Raw genomic sequence first — 19172 nt, 5'->3', positions numbered from 1 at the left:
CCATGCGACTTTTGTTGGTAGAAGACGACCCTGTATTGGGCGCCCAGTTGCACAAGCTGTTGGGCAAGGCTGGTTACGCGGCAGACTGGGTTCAAGATGGTGTCGAAGCTGAAATTCAAGGTCGTCTTGAACCCTACGATTTGGTGGTTCTCGATTTGGGCCTGCCCGGTAAGTCAGGCCTGGAGGTGTTAAAGAACTGGCGCACAGACCATTTGAAATTACCCGTGATTGTGTTGACGGCACGGGGCACCTGGCAGGAAAAGGTCGAAGGCTTTAATGCCGGCGCAGACGATTATGTGCCCAAGCCTTTTCAGCCCGAGGAACTCTTGGCTCGCATTGGCGCAGTGCTCAAGCGTGCAGTGGGCAATGCGCCTGAGTCACTGAAAGCCAAGGGCCTGCTGCTCGACGAAACGTTGCAAACCGTCCAGGTGAACGATGACTCACCCCAACAACTCACCGCCACCGAATTCCGTTTGCTGCGTTACTTCATGCTGCATCCAGGTCAGCCCTTGAGCAAAACCCGTTTGACTGACCATGTGTATGAATACGACACTGACAAAGACAGCAATGTGATGGAGGTGTATGTGAACAGGTTGCGCAAGAAAATCGGGCCACAGTGGATTCAAACCCGAAAAGGTCAAGGCTATGTGTTTGGCGAATCCATCGAATGAATTCACTGCGCAATCGTTTGTCGTTTGGTTTGATCCTCAGTTTGCTTGTGCTGCTGCTGGCGCAATGGTGGTTGTCATCCAGAGCGATTGAGAACTTGCTGCAGGCCCAATTGCAGGATCAGCTTCAACAAGACAGCGAAACTTTGCTGGCGGGGGTCGAGCTCGATACCGCTGGCGCACTCAGCATGAACAGCGACCGATTGGTGCCTGCTTATCAGCAGCCCTATTCGGGTGTGTATTATGCCCTGCAATACAAGCAGGACATTCGTTATTCCCGTTCGCTGTGGGACGCCGCATTCGTCATGCCCACCGCTTCTGGCAGCAACGCCACAATTACACGCCAGCCCGGGCCCGACGGGCAACAATTGTTGGTGCATGCGCGCCTGTACCAAAAAGACGATCAACTCTTCACGATTGCGATTGCACGCGACATCACCACATTGCAAAACAACCTGTTGCAGTACCAGCTGGCCAATGCGGGTTTCTCCGCCCTGTTCCTGTTGGCCTTGGTGTTGATTCAACGCTGGATTGTCATTGGTACATTGAAGCCGTTGAACACGGTACAGGCCGCTTTGGCCCGCTTGCAGCAAGGTGAAATCGCCCAACTGGAATTCAAGGGGCCCGATGAAATCAAACCACTGGTTGATGAACTCAACCGATTATTGATCGCCATTGATCAGCGTTTGAAACGCTCGCGCGAAGGCATGGGCAATTTGGCGCATGCCTTGAAAACACGGCTTGCCCGGCTTTCGCAGCTCAGCGCAGACACCGATCAACGCGGTTTTTCCACTGAAGTACAGGCCTTGACTCAAGAAGTTGCACGTTTGATTGACCGTGAAACCGCGCGTGTTCGCGTGGTGGGTGATTTGCGACCAGGTCAACGTGTGGATCTGCACGAAATTCTCAGCGCCTTGGTCAACAGCTGCAAAGCCTTGTATCGCGACAAGGCAATTCAATTCACCTTGCAGGTGCCCATGAACACCCGCCTATTGGGCGATCGCGAAGACCTCTTCGAGCTGTTTGGCAATTTAATCGACAACGCATCGAAATGGGCAAGCTCACAGGTCAGCATTTCACTGCAGGGCAGCACACTGATTGTTGCCGACGATGGACCGGGTTGCTCTCCCGAGAATCTGAATGCGTTAACACAACGCGGTTTTCGTGCCGATGAAAACACACCGGGCAGCGGCTTGGGTTTGGCGATTGCGCAAGACATTGCGAGTACCTATGGTGCAACACTCGAGTTTAAAAATGGCAACACCGGGCTGCACGTGTGGGTCACCTTCAAGCCCGGTGCGCTGGTTTAAAACCACGCTTTGTCTACCTTCAGTACTTTGCCGGTTTTTGCGTCAATGTCGACTTCCACTTCACGGCCATCGGCATTGGCCACTTCAACTTCCCATTTCCAGCCCTTCGCGTAGTCACGGTCGTCTAGCTCCAGTTCGGTCACTACACCGGGGGCCTGCTTCAATGCAATTTCACGGGCTTGCTCTGCATTGATCAAGCCGAAGGCTTGAACAATTTCGCTGTCTCGTGCTGTGTTTGATCGATCGTCATCCGCTTGCGAAATCTTGGGCAAAGCCATCAGCGTGGCAGTCAGCAAAATCAAGGCAAGGGCTGACAATGTGGGGGTGGGGCGTCGCATCATTTTGTTTCTCCTGTGTGGGTTCAATGTGTTCCCAGTGTAGAAAAGCAAGATGAATTGAAGCTGAAAAATTCAGTGCCTCAAGAACTCAATTAAGTTGATTGTGCAGCAAGGCCTGAATATCAGAAATTTTTGGTGGCTTGGCCAACACCGCATCAATATTTGCCAAGGGCGCTGTCAGTGTGTCCAGTTGATTGCCCCAACCCGTCAAAAGATTCACCGGGCATTTGTCGTCGATGTTCTTGATTGCCTCAGCCACTTGTCGCCCATCCATGCCGGGCATCCCCAAGTCAGTGATCACCACATCAAACGGCATCCCGTCATTCATTGCCTTTGAGAAAAGCTCAATACCGGCCGATCCCGAACTTGCTGCTTGAACGCGATGCCCACTGGCACTTAACCCATCCCGAAGCGCATTCAATACCTTGCTGTCGTCGTCGATCAACAGAATATGAAAGTTATTTGAAGGGGTTTCCGCAGGCATCGCCTCGGTCGCTGTGCGCTTTTGTCGACATGCAGACGGCAGCAATATCCGGACAGCGGTACCCTGCTGCTCGGCACTGTCGATTTCAATTGAGCCACGCATGCGTTTCACAATGCCATAGACCATTGCCAGGCCCAGGCCAGTGCCGCGTTCACCTTTGGTGGTGTAGAACGGCTCCAGGCATCGCCGTCGGGTTTCATCATCCATGCCCACACCGGAATCCCGAATTTCAATTACAACTTGATCGTGATTGTCCCTGCGCTCCAGTCGTGTGGCCAACAAAATAGATCCACCATTGGGCATGGCATCTACTGCATTGAAAATCAGATTGGTCAGCGCCTCGCGCAACTCGGATTCAGCCGCATCGATTTCTGGCACCTTGTCGTCGTGCTCAACTGTAAATTCGATTGAAATGCCGTTGCGAAGCGGAATGTCGTGCCATCGCGCCCTGGTCAATTCCATGGATTGTTCGCACACAGTCCTCAAATTGACTCGGGTCAGTTCAGTGCCTTCCTCTTGCCGCCTGGAAAACTGTCCCATCCGGTCCACTGTTCTCGCAACATCGTCGATTGCCAATTGAATCGTCCTTAGCTGTTTCACGCCGCGTTCGCTCAAATTGGTCTCGGAGCCCAGCAGGGCATCGGTGTACAAAGCCACCGGTGAAATTGCATTGTTGATGTCGTGTGCAATACCGCCAGCCATTTCTGCCAGTGCACGCAGCCGTTCTTGCTGTAACACCAGCTGTTGGGTGCGTTGCAAATTCTCGTAGGCTTCTTTCAGTTCCTGAAGCAACTCGGTTTGTGCCAATGCCAGGGCCACGTGTTCTGCAAGCTGTCTCAGGAAGTCCAGTTCGTCATCGGAAAACGAGTTCAAACCTTTGCGGGCAGTGGTAATAATCCCCAGCACTTTTTTGTCTTTCATCAGGGGGGTAATCACCATGCTGTCCAGCCCGGCCAGTTCATGCATACCCTCGCCGGTTTGGCACATGCTGCCGCCCAAATCGGGTTGGTACACAAACTCGCCCAGCAAGGCACGGTCCAGGTGCACTCCTCGCGCAGGAATACTTGTGTCCAGGAAAAATCCGATTTTGTTGGCAGCCTCTTCTGTGGCATTGCCAAACGACCGGAATGAAATGGTTTTGTCTTGCTCCGAATAAGATGCGGTCAAACAGAAATCAGCAGGCAGTTCCACTTCAATGCTGTTGGTGACCACCTGATAAATACTGGTCAGGTCGTGTCGATTACCAATGGCACGGGTAATTTCATTGAGCAAATTCATGCGCGTCAATTGCGCGGTGCTTCTGCGTTCTGATTGTCGAATGTGGCTCATGTCGGTCATGCCGCCGATCATTCGAATGCCTTTTCCGTGGTCATCGCGAATAATATAACCACGGTCCAGCACATCCAGCCAATGGCCATCTGCATGCGCGAAGCGATATTCTTCTTGCCAGTTTTCAACGCTCGAACTGATCGCTGCGGAAATACTCTTGACAGCGCGTTCCCGGTCCTCTGGGTGAATCCGGTTGGTCCATGAATCGTTGTCGGGTTCAATTTTGCTGCGATCAAACCCGAACAGTTTCTCAAATCCCTCATTCCACCAAATTTCGTCCGAAGCAATGTTCCAGTCCCAGATGCAATCCCGGGAGGCACTGGCGAGCAAACGGAATCGTTCAGATCCCTCCTTCAGTGCAGCTTCAGCCTGCTTTCTTTCCGTGATGTCCCGCTCAATGGCAACCCAGTGGGTGTACCACCCTGTTTCATCGGCCACGGGAACAATGTCCAGCTCAAGCCAGAACGGCTCGCCCGTTTTGGTGTAATTGATCAACTCTTCCCGCACGGGCTGCCAGTTTGTCAGTGCCTTGCGAATTCGGTCCAATGCATCACGTTGGGTCAGCTCGCCTTGCAATATCCGGGGTGTTTTTCCAATTGCTTCCTCGCGCGTGTATCCGGTGCGGCGCACGAACGCATCGTTCGCATACAGAATTTTTGGACCTTCACCGCTGATCGGTTCCGCCTCGGTGATCAGCACAATGTCGTTGAGCCGTTCCACGCAAGTTTCAAGCAGCTTCAACCGCTCCGCACTTTTGGTGCGCTCTGCAGCGAAAATCAAATTTTCAAAAGCGAAAGACAAATTCTTGGCCACAGTTTTAAGCAACTGGCGAACTTCATTGGTGAAAAAGTGAATGCCCGCGCCGAACAAAACCAAGCTTGCGCGCAGTTTGCCCTGTGCATGAATGGGCAAAATCGCAAACGATTCAAGACCTTCTTCGATGGCTTGTTTGTGCCACATTTTTGCTTGCGGCTCTTCCGCCACATTTTGACAAATGTGCATTTTCCCGGCTCGCAATCGGTCGACCAGTTCGTGGTCCCGCGGCAGGGTGGTGGTCTTCATGATTTTTGAAACAAATTCTTGCTGCGAACCATCGGCTGCCGTAACTTTCAAGTCACTCAGGTCTTTGCCAAATTCGCAAACCCAGGCCAATGGAAGACCGCCCAGTGAACAGAACACGCTGCACACCTCTTGCAGCAACTTCTCCGGTTTGTCCAAGGTGCTGGTAATGTCATTGACGCGTTGTTGTGCCTCCAGAAGGCGGTTCATGTGCATCAAGGTCAACACAGCAAGCTTGGAGTCGGTGATTTCCTGAAACGCACCCTGAACCCGCACAATCTCGCCTTTCTCATTGCGCACCGCCTCGCCCACCACACGAGCCCAAATGCGTCGCCCGTTCACAGATCGCATTTCTGCTTCAACCTCAAATGGCAGTCCTTCAGTTGAACAGCGTTGCAGTGCCGCCTCCAGAATTTTTTTCCATTTGCCGTGGTAATGCCGCAAGGCCTCGTTATAACTGGTGGGTAGTTGGCCTTTGGGAAGTTCCAGAATGTCGAACACCTCATCGGACCAATACAGCCATGGTACCGGGCCCAATTCAATCGCCCAGGCCCCCAGTTTTGCGAGTCTGCCACCAATGCGTTGCAGAGCCTCATTGCGTTTAAATTTGTCTTCGGATTGGCGTCGTTCGGTGACATCGCGTTGAATCGAAGCAAAGTAGGGCACTTCGCCATCCGACCCCACCACCGGCACAATGTCCATTTCAAGCCAGTGCGGTTTGCCGCTTTTGCCATAATTGACCAATTCAACATGCACGGACTCACGCTGACTCAAGGCTTGTTTAACCTTTCTCAACTCAGCCTTGTCGGTCTCTGGACCTTGCAACAGTCGCGGGCTTTTGCCGATTACCTCGTCGCGGCTGTAGCCAGTCACTTTCTCGAATGCGGAATTGACATAAATAATGCGCGGGCCGGGTGCATCAATGGGTGTGGCCTCAGTAATCATCACAATGTCATTCAGGCGTTCTATGCACGCCCCCAACAATTCCATGCGCTGGCTATCAATTTGCTCGCCCAGTTGCTTGGTCAGCATCGGCATCATCGGTTCTGGCAGTGCAGGGGGCGCTATGCGCTCCTGGTCCTGGCGTATTGGCAAGGTCAAGGTGAACACAGCCCCTTTGTCCGGAGCAGACTCAGCCGTAATGTGGCCGCCGTGCCGTTCAATGATGCGTTTTACATTGGCCAGACCCATGCCGTGACCTTCGAAATCATGGGCATTGTGCAGGCGGTGAAAGGGCTTGAACAAGCCATCGGCCCTGTCGGGGTCAAAGCCTGCGCCGTTGTCTATGACCTTGATCTCCACGATCTCATTCAGAATATTGGCCTCGACTACAATGGTGGCCAGTTCCCGAGTCTGGCTGAATTTCAAGGCGTTTGACAATAAATTGACGAACACTTGTTCCAGCAAAGACTCATCGCCTTCAATGTCCGGCAATTTGGCAATGCTCCAGTCCGCCTGCCTGAGACCCTCGGCTGATTCCACCTGTGCCCTGGCTTTTTCCACAACCTCGTTCAACACCACCTGGTTGAATTTCAGTTCGCCCGAGCCCAGTCGCGCAAAAGCCAGCAGGTCAGAAACCAGTTGACCGCCCCGTGCGCTGGCCTCATTGATGCGCAGCAGGTATCTCTGCTCTTGTTCATCCAGCTTACTGTGGGCACGGCGCGTCAGGCTGCCTGCGAATCCCTGGATAATGTGGCAAAGCGAGTTCAGGTCGTGCGCAACACGCCCCGCGAAATGATCCAGTTCATGATTCATCTCCAGCAAGCGGGAATTGCTTGTGGAAAGGTCTTGAATCAGGCGGGTGTTTTGCCGTTTCAGTTTGCGAACTTCAATGGCCCGGTTCACCACAGGCATCAACTCGCTGACCTTGAATGGTTTCAGAATGTAGTCCAGCACCCCCAGCTTCATGGCATCCACTGCCGTTTTAATGCTGCCATGCCCGGTCATCAACACCGCGCACAGGTCAGAATCCAGCTGGCGTGCACGCTGAACCAGTTCAATACCGTCCATGCCAGGCAGCCGCAGATCGGTGAGCAGCACATCAAAACTTTGGGTTTTCAGCAGATCAAGGGCTGAATCGGGTTCAGCAAACCCCATGACCTTAAAGCCTGCGTCCTGCAACAGTGAACACAGTGCTTCAAGTTGGGGTTTTTCATCATCCACGACGATTATTCGGAACTGCTCGAGCATTCAAAACTCCGGTCGTCGGCTTGGTTAAGCGGATTCGCTGATTACAATGTCTCACAATTACTGGATTTCATTGAATGAATCAATACCCTCTTTTGAGAAACGCTTCATTGGTGTTTCCCTTTGTCCTGATCTGGACCAGTGCGTTTCCTGCTGCAAAAATCGGTCTCATCGACAGCCCCCCCTTGTTGTTTCTAACCTTGCGGTTTTTGGTGGCCGGCACCTTGATGCTGGCCTGGGCGCACTGGCGCGGTACGCTTCGCAGGTTGACCCTTCAAGAGTTGGGCGTGTTAAGTGCCCTGGGTTTGTTGAACCATGCACTTTATCTGGGTCTGAGCTGGACGGGTATGGGCAGCCTGTCTTCGGGTTTGTCCACGATCCTGATTAGTGCAAACCCTATTGTTGTGGCCGTGCTTTCGTCGTTTTTGTTGCGTGAACCCCTCACGCGCCAAAAAGTGCTGGGTTTGGCTCTGGGCTTTCTGGGGGTGGCCTTTATTGTTCGAAACCGGATTGGATCAAGCACCGATACCCTGGAGGGATTTTTGCTCGTGCTGGCCGCACTGCTGACCTTGGCATTTGGCACGGTGCTGTATAAAAAATGGCCCGTGCGCACCGACATTGTGACCGGAACCGGTTTCCAGATCATTCTCAGTGGTCTCATGCTGTTGCCCGTTGCTGTCCTCATGGAAGACTGGTCCGCAATTGCCTGGACGCCATCGTTTGCAGGCGCATTTGCCTGGTTGGTGCTGGTGGTGTCCATTACCGGGTATCAACTGTGGTTCAACTTGCTCGAGCGTGGCAGTGCCAGCGCGGCCAGCGTGTGGTTTTTCCTCACCCCGCCCCTGGGTTTGCTGGCGGGCGCCTGGCTACTTGACGAGCCCCTGAACTGGATCGATTTCATCGGGATCGTCCCAGTGGTTTTGGGCATTGTTTTGGTGACCAGGTCCCGTTAGAAAGGGCGCAAAAAAAGGCGAACCACGAGGGCTCGCCAAAACAGCAATTTCAGGTCGAAGATGACGACAGATCAGGAGTTGGGCAGCAACACGCTATTCACCACATGAATCACGCCATTGGATTGGGTGACGTTGGCAATGGTTACTTCAGCAGTACCGCCTTTTTCGTCAACCAAGATCACTTTGTCGCCCTGCAGCTTTGCGCCCAGTGAGGCACCCGAGGCTGTTTTCAGCGTGGCCATGCCACCCGCCTGAACAATCTTGTTGCTCAAATCAGCCGCTGTAATATTTCCGGGGACCACATGGTAAGTGAGTACACCCTGTAGCGTAGCCTTGTTTTCTGGCTTCAAGAGCGTATCCACTGTGCCGCTTGGCAATTCCGCAAAGGCAGCATTGGTTGGGGCAAATACAGTGAAAGGACCTTTGCTTTTCAACGTATCAACCAAGCCGGCAGCTTTAACTGCCGTGACCAAGGTGGTGTGATCTTTTGAATTGACGGCGTTGTCCACAATGTCTTTGCTTGGCAGCATGGGTGCACCGCCCACCATGATTTCGGCGTGGGCAGGCAGACTAAAAGCGGCGGCTGAAAGTGCAATGGAACCGATCAGGCTTGCTGTCGTGAGTTTTGATTTCAACATGTTTACTACCTCCAGTTGGAATTTCAAGCTACAAGATTTTCCAAACGTCATGGCTCGCAGGCCAGAATCGTTAACAGTTCGAGGTCACTGAAGGCAGTAAGTTCAAAGCATGCGGGTTAAGTTTTGTTAAGGATGCCTTATCGTATTATTTGGTGATCAACACGGCACATTTGGCTTGGGTCACTACTTCATTGGCAACACTGCCCAACATCAAACGGTTCAAGCCAGAATGGCCGTGCGAACCCATGATGATCAAATCCGCGTGTGCTGCCTTGGCCACGTCCAGAATGGCCGTCGACGGGCGCTTGCCTTGTTTGATCACCGTGTGAACGGAATCAGCAGACATTTTGCGTTTGGGCACCATGGCCTTGATTTGCTCGAATGCCTTGTTGGCTGTTTCTTCCGAACGTTTGTTGAATTCAGCTTTCTCAGCCTTGTCCAGGTAAAAATAAGGGGCAGACACGTACACCACGGTGAGCTGTGCCTTGCTGCTGGCAGCCAATTCCACGGCCTTGGCTGCAGCGGCCATGGAGCATTCAGACGCATCGGTGGCCAATAAAATACTGGTGAACATAGTGTAAATCCCCTTTTTGTTGAATATTGTTTGCTTCAGGGCATGCCTGTTTGTGAAATTCGAGTGTACAAGTTGTTAAAGGTTCAGGCAAAACCACAGGCGCACCGCAATGTCAGCTAATCAGAATTGATTGTGCCCACCACTTGAATTTCCCCATTCTGACCGAGCTTGAAAAGAATGATCTGGCCTGATGCCGGGTACACACCAGTCAAAGCGGTGGTGTTTACCTGGTGCGTCACATAGAGAATTTTTTCTGTTGGTCCAAGCGCAGCGATGTGCTTTTTCAAGGCAGCGGTTTGGTTTTCACTGTGGCTTCGGTCTCGAAAAAATGAATTCAAGGCAGGCAATTCCTGCACTTTGCCAAGTCTTAGTTCTTTGGCGGTGTCCAAACAGCGGCACCACTGGCTTGAATAAACCGCACTCAGCGCAATGCCTTGTTTTCGAATGGTTTCCCCCAGTGCGCGGGCTTCCTGTCGCCCTGTGTCATTCAGATTACGTTGTGTGTCGCAACGGCCAAGCGTGAAATGTGCCGGGTCACCAAAGCCGGGTGCCGTGGCATGTCGCATGATGGCGTGCACCCCTTCTTGTTTCCACACCGCCCAGACGTTTTCACTGTTGGCAACGGTTTTGGCTGGAAGCAAAGCCAGAGGAAGCCACATGAAAAGGACTTTGAATGCACGAGAAAGCATGGGCATTGCCTGAACTACCAGGTACCAGAAAAACAAAAAGCCAGTTTACACTGGCTTTTTGTCTCGGAAACTACAGCGCTTTTACACTTCGGCTTGCGCCATTGCTTTCAGCTTTTCACGCTTGGCGCGTGAGCGCAGGTTCAGCAATTCGACCAGCAAAGAGAAGCCCATTGCGCTGTACAGGTAAGCCTTCGGTACATGTTGACCAAAGCTTTCTGCGATCAGCAACATGCCCACCATCATCAGGAAGGCCAGGGCAAGCACCTTAACCGATGTATGGGCTTCCACGAACTCGCCAATTGACTTGGCAAACACCATCATGACGCCCACGGCCACCATCACCGCAGCGATCATTACCTCGATGTCATCTGCCATACCCACCGCAGTAATGACCGAATCCAGGCTGAACACGATGTCCAGAATACCGATCTGAATGATGGAGTACCAAAACAGTTTGGCACCGGTTTTTTGAATTGCGGCGCCGGCCTCGAGTTCTTCTTGAACCTGGTGCGGGGCTTCCACTTCCAGATAAATTTCTTTGGAGGCTTTCCACAACAGAAACAGACCACCGAAGAAAAGCACCAGGTCTCGGCCAGTAATGGCCTTCTCCAACACGGTAAACAGCGGTTCGGTCAAACCGATGATCCAGGAAAGCGAAAACAACAGGCCCACGCGGGTGGCCATCGCAAACATCAAACCAAATTGGCGCACGCGGTCACGAATGTCTGCGGGTAGCTTCGACACCAGCACTGTGATGAACACAATGTTGTCGATACCCAGCACAATTTCCAAGGCCGTCAAAATCGCAAATGCGACCCAAACGTTTGGATCCATTAATAATTCCATAAAACACCCCGTTTTTTAGTCAATTTCAACAGCCCGCTATTTTGCACCACATTTCGCATGGTGGGTGATCATTTCGTATTCTGACTGCTTATTGCCAAGCGATTTAACAACAAATTGAACTGAATGGGTTTTGCAAAGTGATAGTTAAATCCAGCAGCAACCGCCCGTTCAATGTCGCTGTCAAATGCATACCCGGTTAATGCGGCCGCCTCACAGTGTTGATTGGGGCCAGCGTTTTCCCGTATTTTCTCAATCACTTCATAACCCGACAGTTTCGGCATGTCGATATCAAGCAGGATAAAGTCATAGGGTTCGGTCATGGCCTTATTCAGGGCTTCTTTGCCGTCTCGGGCCACATCCACAGAGTGAGCATCCTTTTGCAAAAAGGTCTGAATCAGTTTGATATTCAGTGGCGTGTCGTCTGCAACCAGAACCCGCAAAGGTCGGCTTGGCAGGATGCGCTCCTGGCTTTGTTCGTTGAGCTGGTATTCCCGTTTCAGGGTTACTGAAAACATGACCTGAGTGCCATGGCCCGGCTCCGATTCAAGTTGTATTTCTCCGCCCATGGCATTGACCAGGCTTTTCACAATCGATAAGCCCAGTCCTGTGCCGCCAAACCGGTTCTCGCGGTCGGTGTGTACCTGTGAAAACGGTTTAAACAACTCCGATTGCTTCTCTTTTGGAATGCCGAGTCCGGTGTCGCTGACTACGAAAGTTAGCAAGTCTTCCGTGGCGTTAAGCGGCGTATTGATCACTTTTAGGCCAACTTTGCCATGAGAAGTAAACTTGATGGCGTTAGATAGCAAATTTTGGAGTATTTGCCGCAAGCGACCCATGTCGCCTGAATAAATTTGATGATCTCCAAGCTTGTTCTCAAGCTCGAATTTGACACCTTTGGATTCGCAAGTCAGGCGAGGAAGTTCAGTGCTGCCCTTGAGCAACTGGTCCATCAAGAATGGTGATTCAATCAGTTTCACCATGCCTGACTCCAGTTTCGAGAAGTCCAGAATGTCATTCAAGATGGCAGACAAGGTTTCCGACGACTGAACGAGATAACCCGCCTGCTCTTTCAAGTCGCCTGGTGGCAAGTCCATTTCAAGCAAACGAGCAAAACCCATGATGCCATTCAGTGGGGTGCGAATCTCATGACTCATGGTGGCCAAAAAGCGGCTCTTCTCTGCGTTGGCGTCTTTTTCAGCCTTGGCCGCAATGGCCGTTTCACGCAGCCGCCCCTCCAGTTCCAGCTGCAATGTGAGGTCCAGGTGGGTACCCACTACACGGGTGGGTCTGCCATCTTGATCCCGCACAACCAAGGCCCTGGCCAATATGTGCACCCAGTGACCATTTTTGTGGGCCATGCAAAACTCTGCTTCGTAGGAGCCTTTTTCCGGGTCGTCCAAGGCATCTGCCAGTGTCTTCTTGGCAACCTCCAGGTCATCCGGTGCGGTCAGGCGCTCCCAAGTGTCAAAGTCGTTGCTTAGTTCATGGTCTTCGTAACCCAGCAAGCGCTTCCAGCTGGGTGAAAAATACACTTTGTCGGTGCCCACTTGCCAATCCCACAGGCCATCGTGAGAGCCCTCCATGGCCAGCTTGAAGCGTTCTTCACTTTCTGCGAGGCTGTCGCGCATCAGGCGTTCCTCGGTTACGTCTTTGCACATCAAAATGATGCCGCCGCGGTGCCCGTCGGGTCGAAGCCAGGGCTCAATGGCCCAATCCAGCCAAATGGTCTGGCCATCGGGGCTGGTCCAGGGGTCTGATGTGGCCGACAGGCTTTCACCCGCCAGGCCAGCCCTGTGCGCCTGACGCCAGCGTTCATGCAGGTTGGGTACCACATCGTAGTGATTTTTACCCACCAAGCTTCCATTGTGCCCGGTTGCAAAAGTTTGTACCCAGCGCGCCGATGCCGCTACATAGTTCATCTCCGTGTCGAACATCGCAATTGGAACGGGCGCTTGCACAATCAGGGCCTCGACAACCCAATAACTTTCTGTGGCTGATTTCAGCGCATTTTCAAGCGACAGGCTTTTTGCAGTCAGCCCACGGGTCAGGTCCAGAATGTCTCTGGAAATGGGTTGCAACTCGGTGGGCAACTCATTCATGGAAGCCTCGAGTGCCTTCGGATCATTTTTGCGCACAAGATCCAGATAGGCGCTTGCTTTGGCAGACAAGCTGCGGCCCAAAGCCAACACCAGCAAGAGCGTGGCGACTGTCCCGATAATCAGGGCCAGAATTGCACCGATCAGCGCTTTCGAGATGGGCGAGGAAACCGTGTCCAAAGACGTGACCGTGGCTGAAATCCAGCCCAAATCGCTGGTTTCCGCGCTTTTGTTGGGCGCAAAGGCCACCAGGTAGTTTTCCCCGTCACTCAGCCTTTCAATCGACCAGTTGCTTTCTCCGGCCACGGCCTTTTGAAAACCTGCCATGGCAGTCCAGGCTGTGCTGTCTTGAAAGTCAGCCAAATCCAGCCGGTTGCCCATTCTTAAGGTCCCGTCTTTGGCCAGAATGACAGTGGGCGCAGACGGGTTAATGGTGTTGAATACGTCTTGCTCAATTTCGGAAATGAAATATTTCCAGTCCAGATGAATCCCGATCACACCAATAATTTCGTCTTGCCGGTTTCTCAGTGGCGTTGTGAAATCAATAAACTGGTATTTCTCTTCGGCCCGGGCAGGCAACAGGGCCGCCAACAATGCAGCCTCATGCACATCCATGATCGCGGGTTCGGTCAAACCGCGCTTGAACCACGGGCGTGCGGCCACGCTTTTGCCAACCAGCAGGTTGTCAAGCGCTGCCAATACCGTGCCATCTGGCGCAGCCACACCAATCCACAAGTATCCCGGCGTGTGGTCACGCATAATTTGCAGCAGCTTGGTTTGTTCCTCCGGCGAGTAGTTTCCGAAAGACTGCTCGATCCGGCTGGTGTAGACCAGGTCGCGCAAGTGTGCCTTCAGATGGCGGTCAACAGACTGAGCGACTTGCTCGGTTTGCGCCGTGGCATTCACGCCAGCCTGATTGATGGTGTTGTTGCGCAAAATCCAGTGGGCCGTAAAGGCCACAGGAATTGACAGCAGGAACAGGGCGATCAAACTACCTGCGATCAGGCGGCTGGTGAAGCTTGCCCGAATATTGAAATTAAGCATGAAGCTGAATGTATGTAAATTGTGGATGGGTCACTGTAACTCACCACACGACAAGGCTCAATCGTTAAACAGGATCAATTTATGTTGTAGATCAAGGGATTGAATCAATTCAATTTGATTTCTGCTTTGTACGAGCCTGTTAACAATTCAAAGGTAGTATGTCGCTCTAACTTGAACACTGAGCGGAATCTTTCGAATTGGACTCTTGGGATCTGTTGACCAGAGCAGTTGGTATTTTGGCCTTTGGTCTGAGTATTGCGGGTTTTTGCGTGATCTCTGAACGTGGCACCAAGCTGTTGTTCGCAATTTCTTCAATGGCCTGGGGATTTCAATATTATCTGTTGGGTGTTCACACTGGTTTTTTGATCATGTTGCTGACCGGGGTGCGCCAAGCGGTCACCATCTATTCAAATGTCATGAGTCGTCGCTTGCGCATGGCATTGGTTGTTGGCTTTTCCAGTGTGGCGGTGGGCATTGCCGCATTCACCTGGCAAGGCTGGCTGGCCAGTTCTTTGCCACTTTTTGCGACGCTGCTGGGCACATGGGCCTTGTTCATGATGGGCAATGTGGGCATGCGCAAAGCCACATTGGCCACCAATGCGTTGTGGGCAGTGCATGGCTATCTGTTTGATTCCTGGGAGTTGTGCCTGACCATGATCGTGATTACGGTGGCGAACCTGTATGGTCTGTACCGTTTGCGCGGGGCCACCGTGGTGCCCTGAGATGGAGGAAAGCTTTTGGAATCAGGGTTTTAGGCAAGCTCAGTGTGCCGCGTGTTCTGGCCTAAGCAATGCTTCTGATTCCGGCTTAATGATTCTGGCTTGGGGCATGCGAAACGCTTTGGCGTCTTCGCATCGGTTCCTGTCGGAACCGCCCCGCGCTGCGAATCCGCCGGGAAGCCTTGCAAAGCCGGCCAGAATACACAGCATACTGATCCAGCCTCTAATCTGATTGGCCACGCTTTTCAGCATTTCCCTGCTAAAATGCAGCCTGTTTTCAAACCCTTGCATCTATAGAGGCCCCGCGATGAACACGCGCCCCGCTTCTTCGCCTGCCGAGCACAACAGCCTTGTTGTCAACGGCGCCGCAGTCGAAGCCCAACTCCGTGAATTACTCCAAAAACGCATCCTGATTCTGGACGGTGCAACCGGCACCATGATCCAGCAGTACAAGCTCACGGAAGCCCAGTACCGGGGCGAGCGTTTCGCTGATTTTCACCGCGACATCAAGGGCAACAACGAGCTTCTGGTGCTCACCCAGCCTGCCATCATGACCGAGATTCATGAGCAGTACCTGGCCGCCGGCGCCGACATTCTTGAAACCAACACCTTTGGCGCCACCACCGTGGCCCAGGCCGACTACGAGATGGAACATCTCGTTGACGAGATGAACCGCGAAGCCGCCCGCCTGTGCAAGCAAGCTTGCATGAAGTACTCCACGCCCGAGAAACCCCGCTTTGCAGCAGGCGCCTTGGGCCCCACGCCCAAAACCGCGTCCATCAGCCCTGATGTGAACGACCCCGGCGCACGCAACATCACCTTCGACCAACTTGTTGAAACTTACTACCAGCAAACCAAGGGCCTGGTGGAAGGTGGCGTCGACCTGCTGCTGGTTGAAACCATTTTCGACACGCTGAATGCCAAGGCCGCGCTGTTTGCGATTGATCAATACTTTGAAGACTCTGGCAACAAGTTGCCCATCATGATTTCCGGCACCGTCACCGATGCGTCGGGCCGCGTGCTGTCTGGCCAAACTGTTGAAGCCTTCTGGAATTCTGTTCGCCATGCAAAGCCCATTACCATTGGTTTGAATTGTGCTTTGGGTGCGTCGCTGATGCGCCCTTATGTGGCTGAACTGTCGAAAATTTGCGACGTGCCCATCTGCGTGTATCCCAACGCGGGTCTGCCCAATCCAATGAGCGACACCGGCTTTGATGAAACACCGGAAATTACCTCCAGTCTGGTGAAAGAATTCGCGCAAGCAGGTTTCCTGAATGTGGCGGGTGGTTGCTGCGGCACCACGCCAGATCACATTGCTGCCATTGCCAAGGCATTGGAAAACCACAAGCCACGTGTCGTTCCAACAGTTGAGCCCAAATGCCGTTTGTCAGGTCTTGAACCGTTGAACATTGATGACAGCAGCCTGTTCATCAACGTGGGCGAGCGTACCAACGTCACCGGTTCAAAAGCCTTTGCCCGCATGATCCTGAATGAGCAGTACGACGAAGCGCTCAGCGTGGCCCGTCAGCAAGTTGAAAACGGCGCGCAGATTGTGGATGTGAACATGGACGAAGCCATGCTCGACTCCAAAGCCGCCATGGTGAAGTTCCTTAACCTGATGGCTTCTGAACCTGATATTTCACGCGTGCCGGTGATGATCGATTCTTCCAAATGGGAAGTGATTGAGGCTGGCCTGAAATGCGTGCAAGGCAAGGCGGTGGTCAACTCCATTTCCATGAAGGAAGGCGTCGACGAATTCAAACGCCAGGCCAAATTGTGCAAGCGCTACGGCGCAGCCGTTATCGTCATGGCCTTTGACGAAAAAGGTCAGGCCGACACCTACGCCCGCAAAACTGAAATTTGTGAACGTGCCTACAACATCCTCGTGAACGAAGTCGGCTTCCCTGCTGAAGACATTATTTTCGACCCGAATATTTTCGCGATTGCCACCGGCATCGAGGAACACGACAACTACGGCAACGACTTCATCGAGGCCACCGGCTGGATCAAGAAAAATCTGCCGCACGCCAAAATTTCCGGTGGTGTGTCCAACGTGTCCTTCAGTTTCCGCGGCAACGAACCCGCACGCGAAGCCATTCACACCGTGTTCCTGTACCACGCCATCAAGAATGGCATGACCATGGGCATTGTGAATGCCGGCATGATGGGCGTGTACGACGACCTGGAGCCCGAACTCAAAGCCCGCGTGGAAGACATTGTGCTGAATCGTCAACCCAAGCTGGCTGAGAACGACCCCGATTTCGGTAAAACCGCCACCGAGCGAATGATCGAATTCGCAGGCACCTTGAAAGCCGGTGGCAAAAAGCTGGAAGAAAACCTGGAGTGGCGCAACCAGCCAGTGCAGAAACGCCTGGCCCACGCCTTGGTGCACGGCATCACCAACTTCATTGTTGAAGACACTGAAGAATGCCGGGCTGAAATTGCAGCCAATGGCGGGCGTCCAATCAATGTGATTGAAGGCCCCCTCATGGACGGCATGAACGTGGTCGGCGACCTGTTCGGTGCCGGCAAAATGTTCCTGCCACAAGTGGTAAAAAGTGCCCGCGTCATGAAGCAGGCGGTGGCTCACCTGATTCCCTACATTGAAGAAGAGAAAAAGCAATTGGTGGCCGCCGGTGGCGATGCCAAAGCCAAAGGCAAAATCCTGATTGCCACCGTGAAAGGTGATGTGCACGACATTGGCAAAAACATTGTCACGGTTGTTCTTCAATGCAACAACTTTGAAGTTGAAAACATGGGCGTGATGGTGCCCGCTGAGCAAATTCTCGCCAAGGCCAAAGAAATCAATGCCGACATCATCGGCTTGTCGGGGCTAATTACCCCCTCGCTTGAAGAAATGGCTTACGTGGCAAGTGAAATGCAACGCGACCCCTACTTCCGCGACCGTGGTATTCCCTTGTTGATCGGTGGCGCCACCACCAGCCGCGTGCACACCGCCGTGAAAATTGCCCCGCATTATGAAGGCCCCACAGTGTATGTGTCGGATGCGAGCCGTTCTGTGGGCGTGGCCTCCAATTTGTTGTCCGATGAGTCGGCCGACACATTCAAGTCTGATTTAAAAACCGAATACGAACGCGTTCGTGAACAGCACGCCAACAAAAAGGCACAACCGCTCATCAGCATTGAAGCTGCACGCGCCAACAAGCAGAAAATTGACTGGGCTGCCTACACACCACCCAAGCCCAAGTTTATTGGTAAGCGTTACTTCAAGAACTACGACCTGGCCGACATTGCGCAGTACATCGACTGGACCCCTTTCTTCCAAACCTGGGATTTGCACGGCGGTTACCCCCGCGTATTGCAAGACGACGTGGTTGGTGAAGCTGCCCGTAAAGTGTTTGAAGACGGCCAGGCCATGCTGAAAAAATGCATCGAAGGCCGCTGGTTGCAAGCCAATGCGGCAATCGCCTTCTACCCCGCCAACACCGTGGATGATGATCACATTGAAGTGTATGCCGATGAAAGCCGCAGCCAAGTGCTGTTTACCTACAGCCCTTTGCGTCAACAAGGGGAAAAGCGCGAAGGCATACCCAACAAATCACTGGCCGACTTCATTGCACCGAAAGGCGCAGGCGAAGACTACATCGGCATGTTCGCGGTAACAGCCGGTTTGGGTGTGGAAAAAAAGGAAGCGCAATTCCAGGCCGAGCATGACGACTACTCCTCCATCATGTTCAAAGCCATTGCCGACCGCTTGGCCGAAGCCTTTGCCGAATGCCTGCACCACCGTGTGCGCAAAGACCTTTGGGGGTATGTCGCCGATGAAGCCTTGAGCAATGAAGAACTGATTGCCGAGAAGTACCAAGGCATTCGCCCCGCACCGGGTTACCCCGCCTGCCCCGAGCACACCATCAAGCGCAATATGTTTGAAGTAATGCAGTGTGAAGAAATCGGCATGACATTGACGGAAAGCCTGGCCATGAACCCGGCTGCAAGTGTTTCAGGCTTCTACTTCGCCAATCCCGAAAGTGATTACTTCAATGTGGGTACGGTTGGGCAAGATCAATTCAAAGCCCTGCTGGAGTACTCGGGTCGAAGTGAAGAAGATTTGAAAAGGGCATTGAGCACCAACCTGACCTGACATGTCGAGCATCCACAGCGTCGCCCCACCCGGCGCTGTGTAGTCGAAATCGATTCATCGCAATTTTTGTCCAGAAAAGACGAACTTTGTTGAGTTTGAACGCCACCTAGTAAGCACTAGAAAACCGAATTCAAGG

General features: G+C 52.8%; 12 protein-coding genes. 5 read left to right on the top strand and 7 right to left on the bottom strand.

Going from position 1 to position 19172, the window contains the following annotated elements:
• Nucleotides 1-2 precede the first annotated feature (2 nt).
• Nucleotides 3-671, top strand: coding sequence for a response regulator transcription factor (locus FRIGORI9N_RS07745; protein WP_159569222.1), 669 nt, complete (start codon nt 3-5; stop codon nt 669-671).
• Nucleotides 668-1978, top strand: coding sequence for a sensor histidine kinase (locus tag FRIGORI9N_RS07740; RefSeq protein ID WP_159569221.1), 1311 nt, complete (start codon nt 668-670; stop codon nt 1976-1978). The genes FRIGORI9N_RS07745 and FRIGORI9N_RS07740 overlap by 4 nt, the downstream gene beginning before the upstream one ends.
• Here FRIGORI9N_RS07740 and FRIGORI9N_RS07735 read toward each other — a convergent pair.
• Nucleotides 1975-2319, bottom strand: a complete 345-nt coding sequence (locus tag FRIGORI9N_RS07735) for a PepSY domain-containing protein (RefSeq protein ID WP_159569220.1) — start codon at nt 2317-2319, stop codon at nt 1975-1977. The genes FRIGORI9N_RS07740 and FRIGORI9N_RS07735 overlap by 4 nt on opposite strands.
• An 85-nt stretch (nt 2320-2404) precedes the next feature.
• On the bottom strand, nt 2405-7378 hold the full coding sequence (locus FRIGORI9N_RS07730; protein WP_159569219.1) for a PAS domain S-box protein: 4974 nt from the start codon (nt 7376-7378) through the stop codon (nt 2405-2407).
• Nucleotides 7379-7452: 74 nt separating this feature from the next.
• Here FRIGORI9N_RS07730 and FRIGORI9N_RS07725 point away from each other — a divergent pair, with 74 nt between their 5' ends.
• Nucleotides 7453-8328 (top strand): DMT family transporter, encoded by an 876-nt coding sequence (locus FRIGORI9N_RS07725; RefSeq protein WP_159569218.1) that lies wholly within the window; start codon nt 7453-7455, stop codon nt 8326-8328.
• Between the two features lie 71 nt (nt 8329-8399).
• On the opposite strand, the gene FRIGORI9N_RS07720 is transcribed toward FRIGORI9N_RS07725, so the two are convergent.
• The 5 genes from FRIGORI9N_RS07720 to FRIGORI9N_RS07700 form a co-directional block, all read right to left on the bottom strand.
• Nucleotides 8400-8966 (bottom strand): fasciclin domain-containing protein, encoded by a 567-nt coding sequence (locus FRIGORI9N_RS07720; protein WP_159569217.1) that lies wholly within the window; start codon nt 8964-8966, stop codon nt 8400-8402.
• 145 nt (nt 8967-9111) lie between these two features.
• Nucleotides 9112-9540 (bottom strand): universal stress protein, encoded by a 429-nt coding sequence (locus FRIGORI9N_RS07715; protein WP_159569216.1) that lies wholly within the window; start codon nt 9538-9540, stop codon nt 9112-9114.
• Between the two features lie 116 nt (nt 9541-9656).
• Entirely contained in the window at nt 9657-10229 is a 573-nt protein-coding gene (locus tag FRIGORI9N_RS07710) for a histidine phosphatase family protein (protein ID WP_236550821.1), read from the bottom strand.
• Nucleotides 10230-10310: 81 nt separating this feature from the next.
• Nucleotides 10311-11063 (bottom strand): TerC family protein, encoded by a 753-nt coding sequence (locus FRIGORI9N_RS07705; protein ID WP_159569214.1) that lies wholly within the window; start codon nt 11061-11063, stop codon nt 10311-10313.
• A gap of 80 nt (nt 11064-11143) precedes the next feature.
• Entirely contained in the window at nt 11144-14215 is a 3072-nt protein-coding gene (locus tag FRIGORI9N_RS07700) for an ATP-binding protein (protein WP_159569213.1), read from the bottom strand.
• A gap of 215 nt (nt 14216-14430) precedes the next feature.
• Between FRIGORI9N_RS07700 and FRIGORI9N_RS07695 the strand changes: the two genes are divergently transcribed.
• Nucleotides 14431-14937 (top strand): YgjV family protein, encoded by a 507-nt coding sequence (locus tag FRIGORI9N_RS07695; RefSeq protein WP_159569212.1) that lies wholly within the window; start codon nt 14431-14433, stop codon nt 14935-14937.
• A gap of 304 nt (nt 14938-15241) precedes the next feature.
• The gene (gene metH / locus FRIGORI9N_RS07690) at nt 15242-19036 is read left to right on the top strand and encodes a methionine synthase (protein ID WP_159569211.1); all 3795 of its coding nucleotides are present in this window, start codon (nt 15242-15244) and stop codon (nt 19034-19036) included.
• Nucleotides 19037-19172: the final 136 nt, after the last annotated feature.

Origin of the sequence: Limnobacter sp. 130 (genome assembly GCF_902506325.1) — a bacterium.
GTDB lineage: Bacteria > Pseudomonadota > Gammaproteobacteria > Burkholderiales > Burkholderiaceae_B > Limnobacter.
The sequence above is the reverse complement of the archived record's forward strand: the minus strand, read 5'-3'. Positions and strand labels throughout refer to the sequence as shown.